The sequence below is a fragment of the Vitiosangium sp. GDMCC 1.1324 genome (genome assembly GCF_003044305.1).
Taxonomy (GTDB): domain Bacteria; phylum Myxococcota; class Myxococcia; order Myxococcales; family Myxococcaceae; genus Archangium.
The window spans coordinates 283,132-301,763 of the sequence record NZ_PZOX01000015.1 but is presented as its reverse complement, the minus strand read 5'-3'; the positions used below and the strand labels follow the sequence as shown (position 1 = coordinate 301,763).

The 18,632-nt window shown below is 68.0% G+C and carries 17 protein-coding genes and 1 pseudogene; 11 read left to right on the top strand and 7 right to left on the bottom strand.

Going from position 1 to position 18,632, the window contains the following annotated elements; translation table 11 throughout:
• Positions 1-103: 103 nt before the first annotated feature.
• From DAT35_RS36585 to DAT35_RS36575, 3 genes are all read left to right on the top strand, one after another.
• Positions 104-3,199 (top strand): DNA translocase FtsK, encoded by a 3,096-nt coding sequence (locus DAT35_RS36585; RefSeq protein ID WP_108073887.1) that lies wholly within the window; start codon positions 104-106, stop codon positions 3,197-3,199.
• A gap of 122 nt (positions 3,200-3,321) precedes the next feature.
• Positions 3,322-3,615, top strand: a complete 294-nt coding sequence (locus DAT35_RS36580) for an antibiotic biosynthesis monooxygenase (protein WP_233261934.1) — start codon at positions 3,322-3,324, stop codon at positions 3,613-3,615.
• A 250-nt stretch (positions 3,616-3,865) separates the two neighbouring features.
• Entirely contained in the window at positions 3,866-5,110 is a 1,245-nt protein-coding gene (locus DAT35_RS36575) for a class I SAM-dependent RNA methyltransferase (protein WP_108073885.1), read from the top strand.
• On the opposite strand, the gene plsY is transcribed toward DAT35_RS36575, so the two are convergent.
• Positions 5,027-5,608, bottom strand: coding sequence for a glycerol-3-phosphate 1-O-acyltransferase PlsY (gene plsY / locus DAT35_RS36570; protein WP_108073884.1), 582 nt, complete (start codon positions 5,606-5,608; stop codon positions 5,027-5,029). The two genes, DAT35_RS36575 and plsY, sit on opposite strands and share 84 nt — an antisense overlap.
• An 8-nt stretch (positions 5,609-5,616) precedes the next feature.
• Positions 5,617-6,048, bottom strand: coding sequence for a DUF2752 domain-containing protein (locus tag DAT35_RS36565; protein WP_108073883.1), 432 nt, complete (start codon positions 6,046-6,048; stop codon positions 5,617-5,619).
• A gap of 67 nt (positions 6,049-6,115) precedes the next feature.
• On the opposite strand from DAT35_RS36565, the gene DAT35_RS36560 reads away from it, so the two are divergent.
• Both DAT35_RS36560 and DAT35_RS36555 read left to right on the top strand, forming a co-directional pair.
• Positions 6,116-6,682 carry a DUF4920 domain-containing protein gene (locus tag DAT35_RS36560; protein WP_108073882.1) on the top strand — a complete coding sequence of 189 codons (567 nt, stop codon included), beginning with the start codon at positions 6,116-6,118 and terminating at the stop codon, positions 6,680-6,682.
• Positions 6,683-6,685: 3 nt separating this feature from the next.
• On the top strand, positions 6,686-7,285 hold the full coding sequence (locus DAT35_RS36555) for a hypothetical protein (protein WP_108073881.1): 600 nt from the start codon (positions 6,686-6,688) through the stop codon (positions 7,283-7,285).
• 30 nt (positions 7,286-7,315) lie between these two features.
• Here the strand turns inward: DAT35_RS36555 and DAT35_RS36550 are convergent, their stop codons facing one another.
• From DAT35_RS36550 to DAT35_RS36535, 4 genes are all read right to left on the bottom strand, one after another.
• Positions 7,316-8,233 carry a hypothetical protein gene (locus tag DAT35_RS36550; RefSeq protein WP_199243096.1) on the bottom strand — a complete coding sequence of 306 codons (918 nt, stop codon included), beginning with the start codon at positions 8,231-8,233 and terminating at the stop codon, positions 7,316-7,318.
• 93 nt (positions 8,234-8,326) lie between these two features.
• On the bottom strand, positions 8,327-9,862 hold the full coding sequence (locus tag DAT35_RS36545) for a radical SAM protein (protein WP_108073880.1): 1,536 nt from the start codon (positions 9,860-9,862) through the stop codon (positions 8,327-8,329).
• Positions 9,863-9,996: 134 nt separating this feature from the next.
• Entirely contained in the window at positions 9,997-10,860 is an 864-nt protein-coding gene (locus DAT35_RS36540) for a hypothetical protein (protein WP_146210046.1), read from the bottom strand.
• Positions 10,861-10,889: 29 nt separating this feature from the next.
• Positions 10,890-14,129: a TonB-dependent receptor gene (locus DAT35_RS36535; RefSeq protein ID WP_108073878.1), complete on the bottom strand. Its 3,240-nt coding sequence runs from the start codon at positions 14,127-14,129 to the stop codon at positions 10,890-10,892.
• Between the two features lie 241 nt (positions 14,130-14,370).
• Between DAT35_RS36535 and DAT35_RS36530 the strand changes: the two genes are divergently transcribed.
• The 5 genes from DAT35_RS36530 to DAT35_RS36510 all read left to right on the top strand — a co-directional run bounded on the left by DAT35_RS36530 (position 14,371) and on the right by DAT35_RS36510 (position 17,615).
• Entirely contained in the window at positions 14,371-15,135 is a 765-nt protein-coding gene (locus DAT35_RS36530) for an energy transducer TonB (protein WP_108073877.1), read from the top strand.
• A gap of 69 nt (positions 15,136-15,204) precedes the next feature.
• Complete coding sequence (locus DAT35_RS36525; RefSeq protein WP_108073876.1) at positions 15,205-15,900, top strand: MotA/TolQ/ExbB proton channel family protein; 696 nt, start codon at positions 15,205-15,207, stop codon at positions 15,898-15,900.
• A 105-nt stretch (positions 15,901-16,005) separates the two neighbouring features.
• On the top strand, positions 16,006-16,431 hold the full coding sequence (locus tag DAT35_RS36520) for a biopolymer transporter ExbD (RefSeq protein WP_108073875.1): 426 nt from the start codon (positions 16,006-16,008) through the stop codon (positions 16,429-16,431).
• A 2-nt stretch (positions 16,432-16,433) separates the two neighbouring features.
• Positions 16,434-16,940: a biopolymer transporter ExbD gene (locus tag DAT35_RS36515; RefSeq protein ID WP_108073874.1), complete on the top strand. Its 507-nt coding sequence runs from the start codon at positions 16,434-16,436 to the stop codon at positions 16,938-16,940.
• 51 nt (positions 16,941-16,991) lie between these two features.
• Entirely contained in the window at positions 16,992-17,615 is a 624-nt protein-coding gene (locus DAT35_RS36510) for a DUF2378 family protein (RefSeq protein WP_108073873.1), read from the top strand.
• On the opposite strand, the gene DAT35_RS36505 is transcribed toward DAT35_RS36510, so the two are convergent.
• Positions 17,516-18,178 (bottom strand): hypothetical protein, encoded by a 663-nt coding sequence (locus tag DAT35_RS36505; protein ID WP_108073872.1) that lies wholly within the window; start codon positions 18,176-18,178, stop codon positions 17,516-17,518. The two genes, DAT35_RS36510 and DAT35_RS36505, sit on opposite strands and share 100 nt — an antisense overlap.
• Positions 18,179-18,204: 26 nt before the next feature.
• Here DAT35_RS36505 and DAT35_RS62485 point away from each other — a divergent pair.
• Positions 18,205-18,603, top strand: a pseudogene (locus tag DAT35_RS62485) (magnesium chelatase domain-containing protein); the annotation flags it as partial.
• Between the last annotated feature and the right edge of the window lie 29 nt (positions 18,604-18,632).

The window sequence follows — 18,632 nt, the reverse complement described above, 5'->3', positions numbered from 1 at the left end:
CCGTGTACCTCTGGACTGCCCGCCGGAAAATTGACCGCCCCCCCTCCCTCCCTACACTCCGCAATCGGCTGCTACAGCCCGCTACGGGGAGTGTGAGGAAGTCATGGCGGAACGGAACGCCAGAGCAGAGAAGACGGTCCTTTCGCGACAGGACATCGCCACGCGCCGCAAGGCGCTCGCGGAGAAGAAGGCCAGGAAGGGAGGAGGCGATGCGGGGCCCGGCCAACGGGCGCTCGTGGGCCTGTTCCTGATGGCAGCCTCGGTGCTGTCCCTCGTCTCGGTGGCTACCTTCAGTGCGAAGGACCGCAAGGGACCGGGCTTCGAGAACGCCGTGGGGCCCATGGGCCACCTCATCGCCGAGGGCCTGCGAGGAATGCTCGGGGTGTGGGCCTATCTGCTCCCGCTCTGTGGCGTCTACGCCGCCATGGTCGTCTTCGTGGGCAGCCGGGAGCGGCGCCGCTGGCCGCAGCTGGTGGCCTTCGTGCTGCTGACGCTCAGCGGCGCGGTGCTGGCCCAGCTCTTCATCGGCAACCAGCCCGGCCAGGCCCACCCGCCCGGGGGCTTCGTGGGCGCCACGCTCGGCGGCATGCTGGTGGGACTCTTCTCCACCGTCGGCACCATCATCCTGGTGACGACCGTGTGCGCCGCCGCGCTCATCGTCGGCACCCAGTACACCTTCCTCAAGCTGTGCTCGCTGGCGTGGGCCGGGGCGTGCGTGCTCGGCCGGCGCATCCAGGAGAACGCCCTCGCCTTCTGGGAGCAGCAGAAGGTGAACTACAAGGAGCGCCAGGAGCGCGTCGCGAAGGAGAAGGAGGAGGAGGACGCCTTCTTCGCGCAGATTGAAGAGGAGGAAGCGGAGCTGGAGGAGGCCGAGCGGCTGGCCGCTGATGCCGAGGCCGCCGAGGCGGAGGCCATGGCCGAGGAGGCCGTGCGCCTGGCCCGCCAGGAGGAGAAGGAGCGCGCCGTCGCGGCGAAGCAGGCCGCCAAGGATGCCCGCGAGGCCTCGAAGCAGGCAGCCCGCGAGGCCAAGGAGAAGAAGTCCGTCGAGGCTCCCGCCGCCGCCGCGCTCGCGCCCGGAGCGGATCCGGTGTGGGCGTCCTTCCTGGCGCCCTCGCCCGCCGCCAACGCGGTGCCCCAGCAGCCTCCCGCCGACGCCGCCAAGGGCAAGCGCGGCAAGACGCCGAACATCGTCACCGGTCCGGCTCCGTCCTCGGAGACGGCCGCCGCTCCGGCCCAGGAGCCCGTGGTGGCCCCTCCCGTGGCCGCCGCTCCAGCGCCAGCCGCTCAGGCTCCGGCCTCGCCCGCGGCCATCGTGCCCGCTCCGCCCTCCGCGCTGGCGGCCCGCATGCCGCTCATCGTGGAGCCCAAGGCCCCGCCCAAGCCCACCGCCGTCATCAAGAAGAAGGACCAGGAGCAGTTCCAGTTCGTGGGCGGCCGCACCAGCTTCTCGCTGCCCCCGCTGGACGTGCTGGAGATTGAAAAGAAGGAGCGCTCGGCGCTCGACAAGGAGGCCTTCCTCACCACGGCGGAGAAGCTGCGCGCCAAGCTGGCCGACTTCGGCATCTCCGGCGAGGTGGTGGAGATCCGCCCCGGCCCCGTGGTCACCATGTACGAGTTCCTCCCGGGACCCGGCATCAAGGTGAGCAAGATCGCCGCGCTCCAAGACGACCTGGCCATGGCCATGGAGGCCATGCGGGTGCGCATCGTGGCGCCCATCCCCGGCAAGGGCGTGGTGGGCATCGAGGTGCCCAACCGCGACCGTGAGACCGTCTACCTCAAGGAGATCGCCGAGCAGGACGTCTTCCAGAAGTCCGCCAGCAGGCTGACCATGTGCGTGGGCAAGGACATCGAGGGCATGCCGTATGTCTTCGACCTGGCCAAGGCGCCCCACCTGCTCATCGCGGGTACCACCGGCTCGGGCAAGTCCGTGGCGGTGAACTCGATGATCATGAGCATCCTCCTGAAGTCCACGCCGGAGGAGGTCCGCTTCATCATGGTGGACCCGAAGATGCTCGAGCTCTCCGTCTACGAGGGGATTCCGCACCTGCTGCTGCCCGTGGTGACCGACCCCAAGAAGGCGGCGCTCGCGCTGCGCTGGGCCGTGGAGGAGATGGAGCGGCGCTACCAGATGCTGTCCGAGGCGGGCGTGCGCAACATCGCCGGCTTCAACAAGTTCGTGGAGACGCAGGACGCGGAGAAGGCCAACGCGAAGCCCGCCGAGGAGTCCGCGAAGAAGGCCGCGCCGAAGAAGCCCAAGAAGGTGCTCGTGGTGGACGTGGCCACTCCGGAGGACGCCATCATCGAGGAGCCCGCCTCCGCCAGCGCCAGCACGGGCCCCGGAGTCGCCGCGCCCAGGGACGACGTGGAGGACCTGCGCGAGGCCCTGCCCGAGCCCGAGGAGGCTCCCGAGCCCGCCCAGGCCGCGGACGAGGACGACGACGGGATGTCCGATGCCGTGGATGCCGCGCTCGAGGCCGCCGCGGAGTCGGACTCGTCCCGGGAGGAGAAGAGGGAGTGGAAGAAGCTGCCCTACATCGTGGTCATCATCGATGAGCTGGCGGACCTGATGATGGTGGCCAGCCGCGAGGTGGAGACGTATGTGGCGCGCCTGGCGCAGATGGCTCGCGCGGCCGGCATCCACCTGATGGTGGCCACGCAGCGCCCGTCCACGGACGTCGTCACGGGCATCATCAAGGCCAACTTCCCCACGCGCATCAGCTTCATGCTGCGCTCGAAGCCGGACTCGATGACGATTCTGGGCACGGTGGGCGCCGAGGCCCTGCTGGGTATGGGCGACATGCTCATCATGCCGCCCACGAGCGCGCACCTGCAGCGCGTGCACGGCGCCTTCGTTTCGGAGAACGAAATCAAGAAGGCGGTGGACCACCTCAAGTCGCAGGGCAAGCCCGTCTACGACGAGTCCATCCTCAAGCCGCGCGACGAGGAGGGCGAGGGCGGCGGTGGCGAGGAGGACGAGCTGTCCGACGAGCTGTATGACCAGGCACTCGCGACGGTGAGCGAGATGCGGGCCGTGTCCATCTCGATGCTCCAGCGCAAGATGCGCATCGGCTACAACCGCGCGGCGCGAATGATCGAGCGCATGGAGCGCGACGGCGTGGTGGGCCCGGCGGACGGGGCCAAGCCGCGCGAGGTGCTCATCCGCGGCGTGGGAGAGATGCCTGGGGCCGGAGCCGCGTGAACCCCTGTCTCTCCCGGTGAGCGGAGAGGGTGCGGCGCCAGTGGTACAGGAGGGCCCTGAGATGACAGGGGCCCGCTGAGGCGCCCACCCGTGAGGCGGGAAACAAGCCCCGCCCGAGACCGTTGCTTCCCACGATGCTCGTCACCATCAATCGATTCCGGACCTCCGCCGAGAACGCCGAGCGCCTGGAGGCCTCCTTCCGGGAGCGCTCGCGCAAGGTGGACCAGTACGAGGGTTTTCTCGGGCTGGAGGTGATGCGCTCCTTCGAGCCCGAGCCCGAGTTCCTGCTGGTGACGCGCTGGAGGGATCGCGAGTACCTGAAGGCCTACTTCCAGTCGGAGGACTTCAAGGCGACCCGGGCGGCCAGCGCTCAACAGGACGCCATCTTCAGCATGTACGAGGTGGTGGCGCAGTGAGCCGCTGGCCCGGCGCGAGGCCATCCGCACGCGGTGAGCCGACTCAGGGCGTGGCGCTCCCGCTACCCGGTGACGGGACGTGGGTCCGCGCCTCCCTGTTCGGGGGCCGTCCAGGAGGCCAGAGCCACCAGCGCCTGGCGGGACCTCCTCTCCAGCATGTGCGCGGAGGTGGAGCAGTGGGCACCTTCTGAAGACCCGGTGGCTTTCCGGGTTCCCACCGGGCCTCCATCCGTATAAGGCGAGCCCTCCCATGGCTGAACGTCTCGCCCTTTTCGCCACCACCGCCCGCGGTACCGAGGACCTCCTGGCCGAGGAGCTCAAGGAGCTCGGCGCGCGCCGGATCCGCCAGGACCGGGGTGGAGTGCGCTTCATGGCCTCGCTCGACGAGGCGCTGAAGGTATGCCTCTGGTCGCGCATCGCCATGCGCGTGCTCTACCCGCTGGGTGAGTTCGAGGCCCGTGGCGCCGAGGGCCTGTACGAGGCCGTGGCCAGCGTCCCGTGGGAGGAGCACCTCACGCCGGAGACCACGTTCGCGGTGGAGGCCACGCTCAAGGACAGCGAGCACAGCCACACCGGCTTCGTGGCGCTGAAGGTGAAGGACGCGGTGGTGGACCGGATGCGCGACAAGCGGGGCGCCCGGCCGGACGTGGACACCCGGAATCCGGACGTGGGCGTGGTGGCCCACCTGGTACGCGAGCGGCTGTCGCTCTCGCTGGACCTGTGTGGCGAGCCCCTGCACCGCCGGGGCTACCGGGTGCGCCCCACGCCGGCCCCGTTGAAGGAGACACTGGCGGCGGCCCTGCTGCGCGCGGCGGGCTACACGGGCGAAGAGGCACTGGTGGACCCCATGTGCGGCTCGGGCACCCTCCTCATTGAGGGCGGCCTCATCGCCCGCAGACGCGCGCCTGGAATCGCCCGGAGCTTCGCGGTGGAGAAGTGGCCGCACCTGGGCGCGCGTGCACGGGAGTTGCTCGAGGACCTGCGCGCGGATGCCCGCCGCAACGAGCGCAAGGTGGACGTCCCGCTGCTTGGCTTCGACAAGGATCCGGAGGCGCTGGAGGCGGCGCGGCGCAACGTGAAGGCGGCGAAGCTGGCGGAGGAGATCCTCATCGAGGAAGGCGACGCGACGAAGCTCCCGCCCCTCCCAGCCTCCGGCGGCCTGCTCATCACCAATCCCCCCTACGGAGATCGGCTGGGCTCGGGCGGCCAGAAGGGAATGAAGAGCTTCTACTTCAAGCTGGGCGAGACCCTGCGTCAGCCGGGCTGGCGCGTATGGGTGCTCTCGGGCAACCCGGCCTTCGAGAGCGCCTTCCATGCGCGGCCCCGGAACAAGCGCGACCTGTGGAACGGCCCCATCGCCTGCACGCTGCTCGGCTACCCGGCGGTGCCGGTGCCCGGGGCGGCGGAGGGCTCAGAAGCGCCGCTCGGTGCGCCGCAGCAGCCGCTGGATGTTGCTGCGGTGCGTCCAGAGGATGAGCGCGAAGAGCAGGGCTGAGAGCCACGCGTACTCGGGAGCCTGAGCGGTGAGGGAGGCGATGACGACGGCCGTCACCCCACCCGCGAGGGAGCCGATGGAGCTGACGCGCCAGGCCGCCACGAGCCCGGCGTAGACGAGCGCCCCGGAGAGGGCGGCCAGCGGCGCGAGCACGACGAGCACCCCGAGCGCGGTGGCCACGCCCTTGCCGCCCTGCAGCTTGAGCCACACGGGGTAGACGTGGCCGAGGAAGGCGGCGAGCCCCACCGCCGCATGCACCCGGGGGGCATCGGGCATGAGCCACTGGGCGAGGACCACGGCCAGGGCGCCCTTGAGGGCATCCAGCAGCAGCACCACCGCGCCGAGCTTCTTGCCGGCCACGCGAGTGACGTTGGTGGCGCCAATGTTGCCGCTACCGCTCTGGCGGACATCCACGCCGCGCAGCCAGCGGGTGAGCAGCACACCGAAGGGCACGGAGCCGGCCAGGTAGCCGAGCAGGAGGAGGGCGGCGGCGTGCACGGAGGGCCCTAGGAGAGCAGATAGGGGAACTTCGCCTTCACCACCACCCAGGCGTAGTTGATGAGGACGAGGGCGGCGGCGGCGATGCGGACCCGGTGCCACTCGGTGGGGGTGAGCTCGAGCTGGGGGATGGGCATGGCGAAGACGAGGTGAAGCACCGTCACCACGACCATGAGGGCGAAGAAGAGGGCGGCCACCGTCCCGAGCGGATTGGCGTCCCAGGCTCCGGCGAGGTTGAAGTGGGCCACCCGGTCCGCCACCCGCGTCAGTCCGCAGCCGAGACAGGGCCAGCCCGTCGTTTGCCGCAGGGCACACCCCCAGAAGGGGATGAGCCTCGCCACGGGGATGTAGCGGGCGATGAGCAGCCCGACGAGGCCCACGAGACCGAGCGCGTCGGAGAGACCCAAGGTGCGATTGGGCTTGGGGAGGGTGACCTTCACGTTGGGTAGTGTAACCGGGATGGCGGGCTCCTTGCCCGGACAAAGGCTTCGGGCTATCGGTGGAAGGATGAAGACCTCCCGCACCGTCCTCCTGACGCTGTTTGCCCTTCCCTTCGTGGCGCTCGCCGAGGCCCCGACCACGCAGAAGCCCGCCGCGAAACCCGCCGCGGCTCCCGCCAAGGCCGGAGAGGTCCAGGCGGATTGCCCCCACCCGCCGCCGCCCGCGGATGCGAAGCCCGCCTCGGGCTGGACGCTGACGCGCGGCGAGCCGCTGAAGGGGGCTCCGGCGGTGACGCTCGCCGAGCTGCTGGCGAAGCCGCAGACCCACGACGGCAAGACGGTGCGCGTGGAGGGCCAGGTGCGCAAGGCCTGTCAGAAGAAGGGGTGCTGGATGGAGCTCGCCGAGGGCCAGAAGGGCGCCGGGGTGCGGGTGACGTTCAAGGACTACGGCTTCTTCGTGCCGCTGGACTCGGCGGGCTCGTCGGCGCGGGTAGAGGGGCTGGTAAAGGTATCGGAGCTGAGCGAGGACATGGCGAAGCACTACGAGGCCGAGGGCGCCATCGTCCCGCGCGGCAGTGACGGCAAGCCGCGCGAGGTGCAGCTGGTGGCGACGGGCGTGGAGCTGCGCCGCTGAGCGATGGCACGCGGCTTCAGCATGAGGGGCGTGATGGGCGCGGCCGACCGGGCCGTGCAATACGCCCGGAACTGGTTGCTGGCGACCGAGCCCGGCTCCCGCGTCCATGACGTGCAGGAGGACCCGCGCTTCCAACACCGCGGGGTGGACCTGCTGTGGGAGCTGCCCTCGGGAGAGGTGCGCGGCATCGAGGTGAAGGGCGACCGGCAGCCGCGCCGCCGGCGCTACTTCTTCGAGCTGGTGTCCAACCTGGAGCGGGACACCCCGGGCTGCTTCCTCTACAGCGGCGCGGACCTGCTGGTGTACGTGTTCCTGGCGCAGGGGGAGCTGCACGTGCTGCCGCTGAAGGCGGTGCGCGAGTGGTTCCTGCCGAGGGCGAAGTCCTACGAGCTGCGGCACACCTTCACGCAGACGGGAGCCATCCGCTACACGACAGTGGGAGCGGTGGTCCCGGTGAAGGACGTGCAGGAGGCGGTGCCCGAGGTGAAGTTCATCCCCCTGCCCCGTCGGGGGCAGACGGCCGGGGAGACCCCCTCCGCGGACGAGCTGCCTCCCGGGCCCCAGGAGGCCCGGGAGAAAGCCGAGGACGACGTCCCCTACTGAGCCCCTTCCCTCGCAAGAGGGGTCAGAGGCTCAGTGGTGGTGATGCTGACGACGGTGGCCCGGGTGGGCCTCGTCGTGGGCCTTCTCGACACGAGCGCGGTCCTGGGCGATGGCCGCGAGCGAGGTGCTATCGCCGAGCTGCTTGTAGGCGTGCTCCAGGCGGGCGACGATGTCCAGCGCGAGGTGCCAGTCCTGGGTGCGCTCGGCCTCCTCGAGGAGGGGGCGGCCCACGGCTGCGACCTTGTCGTTGGCCCCGAGGTGCAGCAGGCCGTCCACGGCGAGCACGCGGGAGATCGGCGCGCGCGCACCATCCGTGGCCACCTTCTGCAGATCCTCGAGCGCCGCATCCCGCTCACCGCGGGCGGCGCGGATGATGGGCTTGGAGACCCCCCGGCGATCGGGCAGGAGGAACTCCTCCACATCGGCGAAGGCCTCGGCGTGCTGGGGATGGCCGGCCTTGGCGAGCATCTCCGCGAGGTCGTCGAAGGCCCGGGCGGCGCGCTCGTCGAACACGCGCAGGGCCTCCTGCATGAAGCCCACCTCGGGCTCGCCCTTGTCATTGACGGGCACGCGCTTGCGCACCTCGCTCATGCGCTGGAAGGAGGAGTCCACGGGGGCCTGCTGCGAGCCCTGGAGCAGCTGCCCGAGGGCGCCCATGAGCTGGGCGAGGCTCTCGGAGAGCTCGTACGGGGCGAGCCGATCGGACAGCCAGCGCCGCCACAGTTCCCCGGCGGCAGCATAGGGGTAGGGAGCGAACTGACCGGTGCCCTTCCACTGGGGCATCCAGCCCTCGGCGATGCCGGAGGGGTACTTCTTCTCGGCGAGCTGGCGGAAGTCCGCCTCGCTCACCTGGACGCCGTAGTGCCCGAGCGTCCCGATGATGGCCTCCGTCGAGTAGTCCTTCAGCCCCTTGCGCTGCCACGCCTTGTCCACGCGATCCGTGCTCACTGCGGCTGCAAGCCTCCTGGCGCCAGGAAGCGGCGCGTGCGGCCTTCTAGCAGAGAGCAGGCGGCCTGGGGCAAGGACTGGCCGCGCCAGGTGTCAGACGTAGGGCTGAGCCACGTTCGCCACGGTGGGCCACTGGGTGGGCCGGCGGCGCCCGTCCTCCACGCGACGGGCCAGGTAGGGCTGACAGTCGCGCTCCTGGAAGGCGCGCTTGAAGGCCGCGAAGTTGCCTCCAGCCTTCCAGGCGTCCATGGCGGCCAGACCCGCCTCGGGGCCACACTGGGCCAGCATGTACTCCACCCAGGCCCAGCGGGCCGAGGTGGGCCGCACCTCGGCGCGTCCCTTGAGACCCCGCCGCAGCCGCTCCAGCCGGCCCTCCACCTCGCGGATGCCGGCGAAGGGGGCTCCGTCCAGGGGGGTGTTGCGCTTGGCCACGAAGGGCGCCACGCCCAGCGCCACGGGGAGGATCTTCGACAGCTCCACGGTGAAGCGCGCCAGCTCGTCGACGTCGGCGTCTTCCTCCAGGGGCAGGCCCACGACGTTGTACACCTTGAGCTGCCGCATCCCCGCCGTCCGGGCGAAGTGGGCCGCGCGGATGATCTGCTCCTCCGAGTGCTTGCGATCCACCAGGTCCCGCATGCGCTGCGAGGCCCCGTCCGCCGCCACGGTGAGGTTGGTGGCGCCCCCGCGCCGCAACTGGTCCACCAGTTCCTGGGTGAGCCGGTCGGCGCGCAGCGAGGACACGCCCACCTCCCGGCCGGAGTCCACGATTGTACGCAGCAGCTCGACGATGCGTGGATGGTCCGTCACGGCCGCGCCTACCAGTCCCACGCGCCGGGCGTGATCGGGGATGAGCGACAACACCCGCTCGGGCGGCACGGTGCGCATGCCCCCGTTGGTGGTGCGCCGCATGACGCAGTAGTGGCACCCACGCGAGCAGCCCCGCTCCGGCTCGATGAGGAACATCGAGCGCAGCTCCGTATGCGGGGTGACGATCGCCGAGCGCGCCGGCAGCCGTTCGTCCAGAGCCTTGGCGACGTGGTAGCGCTTGCCCCCTCGTCCGGCCACCCGGAAGCCGGGGATGGCCGCCAGGTGCGTGAGGAGCGCGTCCTTGTCCATGGACGCCGCGGCCTCCAGCAGCACGTGGATGAGATCCTCGGCCTCGCCCTGCACGAGCACGTCCACGAAGGGCTCGAGCGGATCCGGATTGGAGAAGGTGAGCGGCCCGCCGGCCACCACCAGGGGATGGCGCTCGTCCCGCTCCTCCTTGAGGAGGGGAATGCCGGCCAGGTCCAGCATGGAGAAGAGCCCGGTCAGCTCCAGCTCGTACGCCACCGAGAAGGCCAGCATGTGGAAGCTGGAAACGGGAGCCTGCGACTCGAAGGAGAAGAGGGGCGTGCGCGTGCGGCGGAACGCCTCCACGTCATCGGGCAGGAAGGCGCGCTCGGCGGTGGCCTCGGGGTGGGCGTGGATCTCCCGGTACATGGCCTGGTAGCCGAGCGAGCTCATCCCCACGTGGTAGGGGCTGGGATAGCAGAGGGCCACCCGGTAGGGCGCCTCCTTGCGGAGCGTGCCCTGCTCATCCGCCAACAAGGCCTGGACGCGTTCGACGAGTGAGTACCGACCCTCCATGCACCTTCCCGGGAAGCCTCAGAATGGGGTTCAACCGTGCATAAACACCGCGGCCCCGGGCTGCCACTCCCGCGTGGGGGAGAAGCAACCGGGGCCGCGATTCACTTCAGCTCAGCCTCGAAGAGGCCTGGCCCTTAATTGAAGGACGGGACGTCGCCGGCCGGCACGCAGCCGCCCTCGCCGTCCGGACCGATGTCGGCCACGCAGACCGCCTTGAAGTCCGGGTTGAGGCCCGAGCCCTCGCCGCAGCTCTCCGCCGGCTTGGTGGAGCCGGGGACGCACGGCACCTGAGGCCACAGAGCGAGCATGGTGTACTCGGCCGTGCAGCCAGTGCCGTCCGAGTAGGTGAACTCACCCTTCGCCTGGGTACCCGGCGCCTTCGCGGCCGAGAACACCTGCACCTTGGTGTACTTGTAGGTGATGGTCTCCGCGGGCACGAGCTCCTCACCCGTGTCCTGGTGGGTGACCGCCGAAGCGCTCACCGTGGCGTCCCGCCCGAAGCCCTCGGCCAGGCACAGGCCGCTGGCGTCCGGCTCCTCCGCCAGGGTCGCAGGCCCAGTGCTGGCAGCCTCCTTGGCGGTGATCTTCTTACCGGAGGCGTCCGTGCCCGTGACCAGATCCGGGTCCGCGCGCTCGACCGTCTTGTCCTTCATCACCGGCTCGCCCTTGTCATCCACCTTGGGCGTGCCGTCAGCGTTCTTGACCTGGACCTGGTACGTGTACTCGAACCGCGACGCAGTCCCAGTCGGCCGGATGACCAGCTGGTTGGTGGGGTTGGTGAGCGGATCCTTCACGTACTTCCAGAAGCCGATCGCCTCACCCTTCAGCTTGCCGCACGACTTGGCAGCATCGGCGGCGGTCTTCGGGGTGTACACGGCCTGCCAGGGGGTATCGGAGTCCTGGACCTGGCACCCGGGAGAGGGCTGATCGAAAGCGCACCCGGAAATGACGCCGGCAGCGCCGATGATGGCTACCGCAGTTGCAATACGCTTGCTCATTTCTTGAAATCCCAATCCGGCTGGAGGTCTTAGAACGTGTACTTCAGTCCGAGGCGGATCTGCCGCGGGGCCTGGTACTGGGTCGGGTTCTTGTAGTTCAGGTTGAGCTCGGCCTCGGTCAGCTTGGTCTTGCCATCCGACTTGGTGACCTGATCCGGCGTGAGCGCACCGTTCGCCTTGCCGCCATCGATCGGCAGCACGGCCTGGTTGGTGTAGATCTGATCAACCTGGGTGACACCCTGGAAGTTGAACAGGTTGAACACGTCCAGGCTGAGCGACACAACGTTCGACTTGGAGATCCGGTAGTTCACACCGATGTTGCTGTCGATGTTGTGGATCCACGGGGTCCGGCCCATGCTGCCGCGGTTGACGATGAACGCCTCGCTCGGACCGTAGGTCGGGTGGGCACCGATGGCGCTGATGGGCGTACCGGAGCTGCCGCGGTACGACAGACCGATGCTCGCGGTCAGGTCGTTGGTGAGGTTGAACTCCTTGGCGCCGAAGAGCTTGACGGCGTGGGTCTTGTCGTACGGCAGCAGACCCGAGCGGTTCTTCAGCAGGGAGATCAGGTCGAAGTCCGAGAGGATGTTCGGATCGAGCTGGGAGTTCTCCGGACGGAACAGACCGGGGTAGTTACCCTCGAGGCGGGACCAGGTGTAGCTCGCCTGGGCCAACCAGCCGTCGCTGAAGGTGCGGTTGAGGAACACCGACACCGCGTCGTAGTTACGCACCGGCTTGGGGAACTCCTTGGCGAAGCCCTCGCCCGGGTTACCCAGGAAGTACGTGTTGCCGTCGTCGCGGCTCATGTCCTCGATGACCGAGTTCATGCTCCGGTGGGTGTAGGACGCGCCCAGGCGGATGTTGGCCAGCAGTTCGTACTCAGCGCCGAAGAGGAGCTCGTCCGAGGACTGGGCCTTGATGTTGGGATCCACCGGCGACCGGTCCACCTTGCCACCCTCGTGGGTGAAGCTCGGGTTGAGCTCGGTGGGCGAGTGGGCCTGCAGGAGGTTGCCCTCCTGGTTGTTCGCATCCGGGTTGGACGAATCGACGAGGCACTGCGTCTGGCCCTCGGTCGTGTCGAGGGTGGCCGGATCGCACTTGCCAACGCCCGGCGCGCGGTAGGCGACGTAGCGGCGCTCACCCGGGAACTGGCGGTCCAGCAGGTTGAGAGGCACCTGCTCGTAGTACCGGGCGAAGTTGGCGTACACCTTCATGCGGCCGTTGGCCATCGGGTCAACGATCACACCCAGGCGCGGGGAGATCTGGTTGGCCAGCGCGAAGGCCAGGGTGCTGTCGGCGCCGTACAGCCACTGGGTGTCATACCGCACGCCCACGTTGAGCGTCACCCGGTTGGCGATCGTCCAGCTGTCCTGGACGAAGCCACCCGCCGTGGTGCTCGTGGTGGAGGACTTCTGCAGGAACTCCGACACTGCGCTGTCCGGACCATCCTGGTAGCCGTAGCGGCGGTAGTCCTGCCAGTACGAGCCGTCGGTCGCCTCACGCAGGTACACGCGGCCGGAGAGGGCCTTGGTCTGGTTGTAGCCCAGCAGCTCCACGTCCGCGCCCGCCTTGAGCACGTGGCTGCCCAGGGCGTTGAGCAGGTACGTGGCCTTGGCGTTCATCTGGAGACGATCCAGACTGCCCTCGCTGATGAAGCCCGGACCGCCCGAGAAGTAGTTCGTCGTCGGGCAGGCCACCGTACCGGCCGGGGTGTCCTTCGCACCCTCATTGCACACAGCCGACAGATCCACGTTCTGGAACGTCTCGTAGTACCCGATGGGGCGCCGCGCGCGGTACTGAACCAGAGCCAGACCCGCCAGACCGTCCTTGCTGCCCAGCGCGGAGCCGTCCGACGGCAGCGTGGAGACCACCTGGTGGAACCAGCCGACGTTCGCGTCGACCAGGACCTTCTTCTCCGCGAAGGCACCGGCGTACTTCAGGGCCACCGACGTGGAGCTCGCCACTTCCTGGGTATTGGCGAAGGCGCCGCTGTTGGGATCGCCGTTGACCGTAGCCGGCAGACCACCCGTCTGCGGATCGATCGAGAACACGCCCTTGCCACCGGACACGCTCGGGGTGCCCGCGATGGACACCGACACGTTGTGATCCGGGTTGAGCAGGTAGGTCAGCTTGCCCATGTACTGCAGGCTCTGGCCCTGGACCTCGAAGTTCCGCTGAGTGCCTTCGATGGTGCTGTACTTGGGGAAGCCGTTGGAGTCCAGGATCCTCCTGGCCAGGATCCTGTCGTCCGGGGTGCCCGTCACGCCGTCCGCACCCGGGCCGGCCGTGTAGGTCTCGGTCTCGAAGCGGTTGAGGCTGCGCGTGTGGGTGTAGTGGCTGTAGGACGGAGCCACACCGGCGAAGAACCAGAGCTTGTCCTTGATGATCGGACCGCCCAGGGTCGCGCCGACGTCACCCATGATGTCCAGCGAGTTGTTGCCGCTGACCACCGACTGGGCGCTGACCACCGCCTTGCGGGGACCCTCGAAGACGCCCGGAGTCACGGTGCCGTACACGGAGCCGTGGAACTCGTTGGAGCCGGACTTCGTCACCGCGTTGAGCACGCCGCCGGTGGAGCGGCCGTACTCCGGCATGTAACCGCCGGTGATGATGTTGACGTCCTGCACGAACTCCACGCTCAGCGGGCTGGCGTTGATACCGAAGGCGGGGTCGTTCGTGGACAGACCGTCCACCACGTAGCCGTTCTCAGGAGACGTGGTGCCGTTGATGGACACGCCGTACGTGTCGGCCTGCGCGCCAGGGGCGAGCTCGGCGAGGCTCTCGAAGGAGCGGGTCGCGCCGGACTTGCCACCAGGACGGTTCACCGCGATGCGCTTGATGAAGTCCTGATCGACGTTGACGCCCGTGCTGGTCGAGCCCACGTCGATGGTCGGAGGCGCGCCAACGATGGAGATCTCCTCCGACATGGCCTCCGGCAGCAGCTCCACGTTCACGCGGATGGTGCGGTCCAGACGCAGCTGCACGTCCGAGCGCGAGAACGGCCTGAACGCTTCCTTGTCGAACCGCAGGGTGTAGACACCCGGAGGCAGCTGCGGAATACGATATTGACCCTGGGCGTCCGTCACCACGACCTGCTCGCCCTGAAGGTTGGGCGAAGTAGCCGTGACGACCACGTCCGGAATGGGCTTCTTGGTTTCGGCGCTAACGATGGTACCGACGATGACGCTATCGGCGTACGCCGCGGTTCCGTACGACAGACCCGCGACCACGACCACTCCAGTTGCCCGGAGCATCCGTCTTACTTGCATGCTGGGAACCCCTCCAAGGTGGGCTTGCACTGCAACTAAAATGGTCCGGGAAAATACTTGAGGTCTACCAGTTGTCAATATGCCGTTGCTTTTTGGCAACTACTGGGGCATTGCGCGATCACGCAGGTGACCATCCAGGGTGGGGTCCCTTGCACCCTTCCCCGGTTTTTGTAATGTAGCGCGCCTTTTGCGATCCGGGCGGGACGTGGTGGGAGTCCACCGGAGTAGAGGAGCGTAGCGCATGTTCGACTCTGTCCTTGACCGCGGGCAAGGCCCCAAGTCACGCGTTGGCGTGGGGGCTTTCATTTCGGTCGCCCTTCACGTCGGCCTCTTCGCTGGTTCAATCTGGCTCTCCACGCGTCCTCCCAAGGAGAAGGAGAAGGATGTGGAGGTGACCTTCAAGCAGGCCATGGCGCCTCCGACGATGGCCGCCGCGCCGCCGCCGCCTCCGCCCCCTCCTCCAGCCAAGAAGAAGAGCAACCCCACCAAGAAGCCGGTGGTGAAGAAGCCGGACGTCATCGTCCAGCCCAAGGAGGTTCCCCAGGAGAAGCCGCCCGAGGTGGAGCCTGATCCGAACGCCGCGGAAGAGGAGGAGACGAGCGAGGAGGAGGTCGAGGGAGGTGTCGAGGGAGGAGTGGCCGGCGGTGTGATTGGCGGAGTGGTCGGCGGAGTGGTCGGCGGAGTGCTGGGTGGGCAGGTGGGCAGCACCGGAACGGACGTGCTCCCGTTCGGCGCGGGAATGACCCGCCCCGAGAAGCTTTCTGGTCCTGCGCCTCAGTACACCCGCGAGGCCCTCGAGGCGCGCGTCCAGGGACTGATGATCGTCAAGTGCGTCATCACCACCGAGGGAGCAGTCGAGCGGTGCCGCATCATCAAGCCGCTGCCTCACATGGAGCAGGCCGTGTTGGACTCGCTGTATGCTCAGCGCTACAAGCCCGTGACGTTCCAGGGCCGGCCCGTCCAGGTCGACTACACCTTCAACATCCGTCTGAGCCTGCCCCACTAGTCAGAAGGGCTCCGGCCCCTGTCGTAATCGCCGTACTCCACCCGCGCTCGAGGAGGAGCGCATTTCCTCATGGAAACTTCTGCTACTGACTTTTCGCTTATTGGTATCTGGCACCACACGGGCCCGTTCGCCCGCGGCATCATCTTCGCCCTGGCGATCATGTCCATCTCGTCTCTGGTCGTGATGGCCGAGCGCATCGTGGTCTTCCGTAAGACGCGCAAGGACTCGCGCAATTTCGCCGCCAAGATGGGCGCCATCCTGGCCAAGGGCGATCTGCAGCAGGCCGCCAACACGAACATGGGCAAGGAGATCGGCCACCTGGGCCGCGTCATCGGGTCGGGCCTGACGGCGTACCGCATCAGCCCGTCCGACAAGGACGTGGCGGTGGAGTCGGTGGCGCGCGCGCTGGAGCGTCAGGCGCAGCGCGAGGTGCAGAGCCTCAAGCGCGGTCTGGGTGTGCTGGCCACGGTGGGCTCCACGGCCCCGTTCGTGGGTCTGCTCGGCACCACGATGGGTATCGTCAACGCCTTCCAGCTCATGGCGCAGGCGGGCTCCGGCGGTCTGGGCACCATCTCCGCCGGTATCGCCGAGGCGCTCATCACCACGGCCTTCGGTCTGCTGGTGGCCATCCCCGCCGTTATGGCCTACAACTTCCTGAGCGGCTGGGTGGACTCGCGCTCGGTGGACATCTCCGAGTCGTCCAACGAGTTCCTCGACGTGGTCGCGCGCAACCTGGGTGGTGGCTCGCAGGCCCCACAGGGCTAGTCACACCACGAGAGCTCCCAGCCCGCCTCCTCGTGCGACGGGTCTCCTGGACATGGGAGACCCCACGTGGGGCGGGCGCTCTCATCTCTGGCAACAGGTGCGCGCATGGGAATGTCCGTAGGTGGCCCCCAGGGGGGCCCGAAGAGCGAGATCAACGTCACGCCGCTGGTGGACGTGGTGCTGGTGCTCCTCATCATCTTCATGGTCATCACGCCCATGCTCCAGCGTGGGAAGTCCGTCACCTTGCCCAAGGCGGCCAAGGTGGAGGGCCAAAAGGAAGGCGAGACGGATCCGGATCCGGTCATCCTCTCCGTCACCGCGGACAAGAAGATGTTCGTGGAGCAGGACGAGTACGACGCGGCGGCGCTGGAGGCCAAGCTGAAGGACACGCTTGCCTACCTGCCCAACAAGAAGATCCTCCTCAAGGGTGACAGCGCCCTCACCGTGGGCGACGTGCGCCAGGTGATGGAGGTCACCCGCAAGGCGAAGGCCAAGAAGATCTTCCTTGGCGTCGAGGAGCAGAAGAACTAGCCATGGCCACGTCACGCAAGTTCGTCAAGCCCACGACTCCTCCCAACTCGGATATCAACGTCACGCCGCTGGTGGACGTGGTGCTGGTGCTCCTCATCATCTTCATGGTCGTCACGCCGCTCCTCGAGAAGGACATCGAGGTGCGCATTCCGGAGACGGAAGACGTGCCGGCCGAGCAGATGCCCCAGGACAACAGCCAGCTGATCGTCAAGCTGGACGCGGACGGCACCTACTCCATCAACACGGAGCCGGTGCAGGCGACCGAGTACGTCAACAAGCTCAAGCGCATGCTGGCCGCCAAGTCGAAGGAGGACCGCATCGTCTTCTTCGTGGCGGACGACAAGGCCAACTACGCCAAGCTGGTGGCCGCCTTCGACGGCGCCAAGCAGGCCGGTGCCTTCGTGCTGGGCATGGCCACCGAGGACATCCCGAACGCCCCCGCCACTCCGGTGGGTGTCGACCCGGGAACTCCTCCGGCGCCCGCCCCGCCTCCGGCCCCAGCCCCGTAGTCTCAGTGCGATTCACAACCCGGAGCTCGTCGGCTAGAGTGTAAAAATCTCATGCCCGACGAGCTCCTGGTTTTTGAGCAGACCATCGAAGCAGTCTTCGTGCGCGCTCTGCACGGGCGCATCCCGCCCGGCTGCAAGGTGCGACTGCGTCAGGTGGGGCTGGACCTCGACCAGAAGCTCCGCCCGGCCTACCCCTTCGACGCGTGGATGCAGTTCCTTCGCATCACGGCGGAGGAGCTCTACCCCGGCGAGCCCCTGGAAACGGGCGCCTTCAAGATTGGCGAGGCCTGCATCGACGGCTTCCGCGAGACGATGCTGGGCCGCGCAGTGCTCTCGCTGCTGCGCGTGCTGGGGCCCAGGCGCGCCCTGATGCGGGCCACGCAGAACTTCCGCGCGGGCAACAACTACACCGAGTCACGCCTCAAGGAGCTGAGCCCGCGCCAGTTCGAGCTGTGGATGAACGAGGTTGGCTCGCTGCCCTCGTTCACGGCCGGCATCCTCCACGCCGGCCTGCGCACAGCCGGCGCGGACAACATCCGCATCGACATGACCGGCTACGACGGTCACGCCTGCACCTACTGCATCAGCTGGAGCGAGGCCTCCGTCTCCTCGGGCGTGGCCGGCAAGGGCGACTCCAGGGCCGCCACCAGGTCCGGATCCATCAGCTCCCTGTAGATGAACTCGGCGATCAGGCCCGTCACCATCCAGATGGGCAGGATGTAGAGCGACGTCATCTCCCACATGATGGCGCCGCTGTCCCCGTAGTACCAGATGCGGTAGCCCGTCAGCTTCTCCAGGAACAGCCCGCTGACACCCTCGAAGACGAGAATGGTGAAGCCATAGAGCACCGCGCGCAGCAGGGTGTTCTGGCGGAAGGTGCGACGGTAGATGGCCTCGATGAAGAAGAAGCAGGCCACCCCGTAGATGAGGAACATCCACAACGAGCACTGGCCATACGCCGTGGCGATCGGAGTGTCCCAGATGCCGTTGAGCCCCAGCCGGTCATCCACCCGCCACTGGAAGCGGAAGAGCATCTCGAGCACCGGCACATGCCGGGCGATGCGGACCAGGTTGTAGAAGAAGATCTCCGACGACAAGCCCACCATTCCGTAGAGGCAGAAGCGGAAGATGGCGAACGTCAGCTTCAGCCGTGCATTGCGCTTCAGGTCTGCGCGGCGGACGTGGAGAGCAGGCCGGGAAGAGCCTTCCGAGGGCGGGGCCGAGGCGTTGTGTTCCATGGCCCGTCAGATTAACCGAATTCCGCATGGGCTGTCCGCTTCCTGCCCTGCGGTACGAGCACGCCACTGAGCTCCAGGCGCTCCGTGAGTGGGACGCGCCATCCAAACCTGAGGACACGGCACAGAGGGGTGCTCCTCGGAGAGGGGCCGGGTACGCGCATTGCTCCCGCGTGGCGAGGACCATTCGGAGGACGGACATGCTGGCGCGGGTGCGGTCGGGCGCGTTGATGGGCATCGACGCGGTGGTGGTGGAGTGCGAGGTGGATATGGCCCTGGGATTGCCCTACTTCAACGTCGTGGGGCTTCCAGAGGGAGCGGTGCGCGAGTCCAAGGTGCGCGTCGTGTCCGCGCTGAAGAACTGCGGCTTCGAGCTGCCCTCGAAGCGGATCACCGTGAACCTGGCCCCCGCGGATATTCGTTCCGCAGGCGCACCGTTCTCTCGGCTCTTCGTATC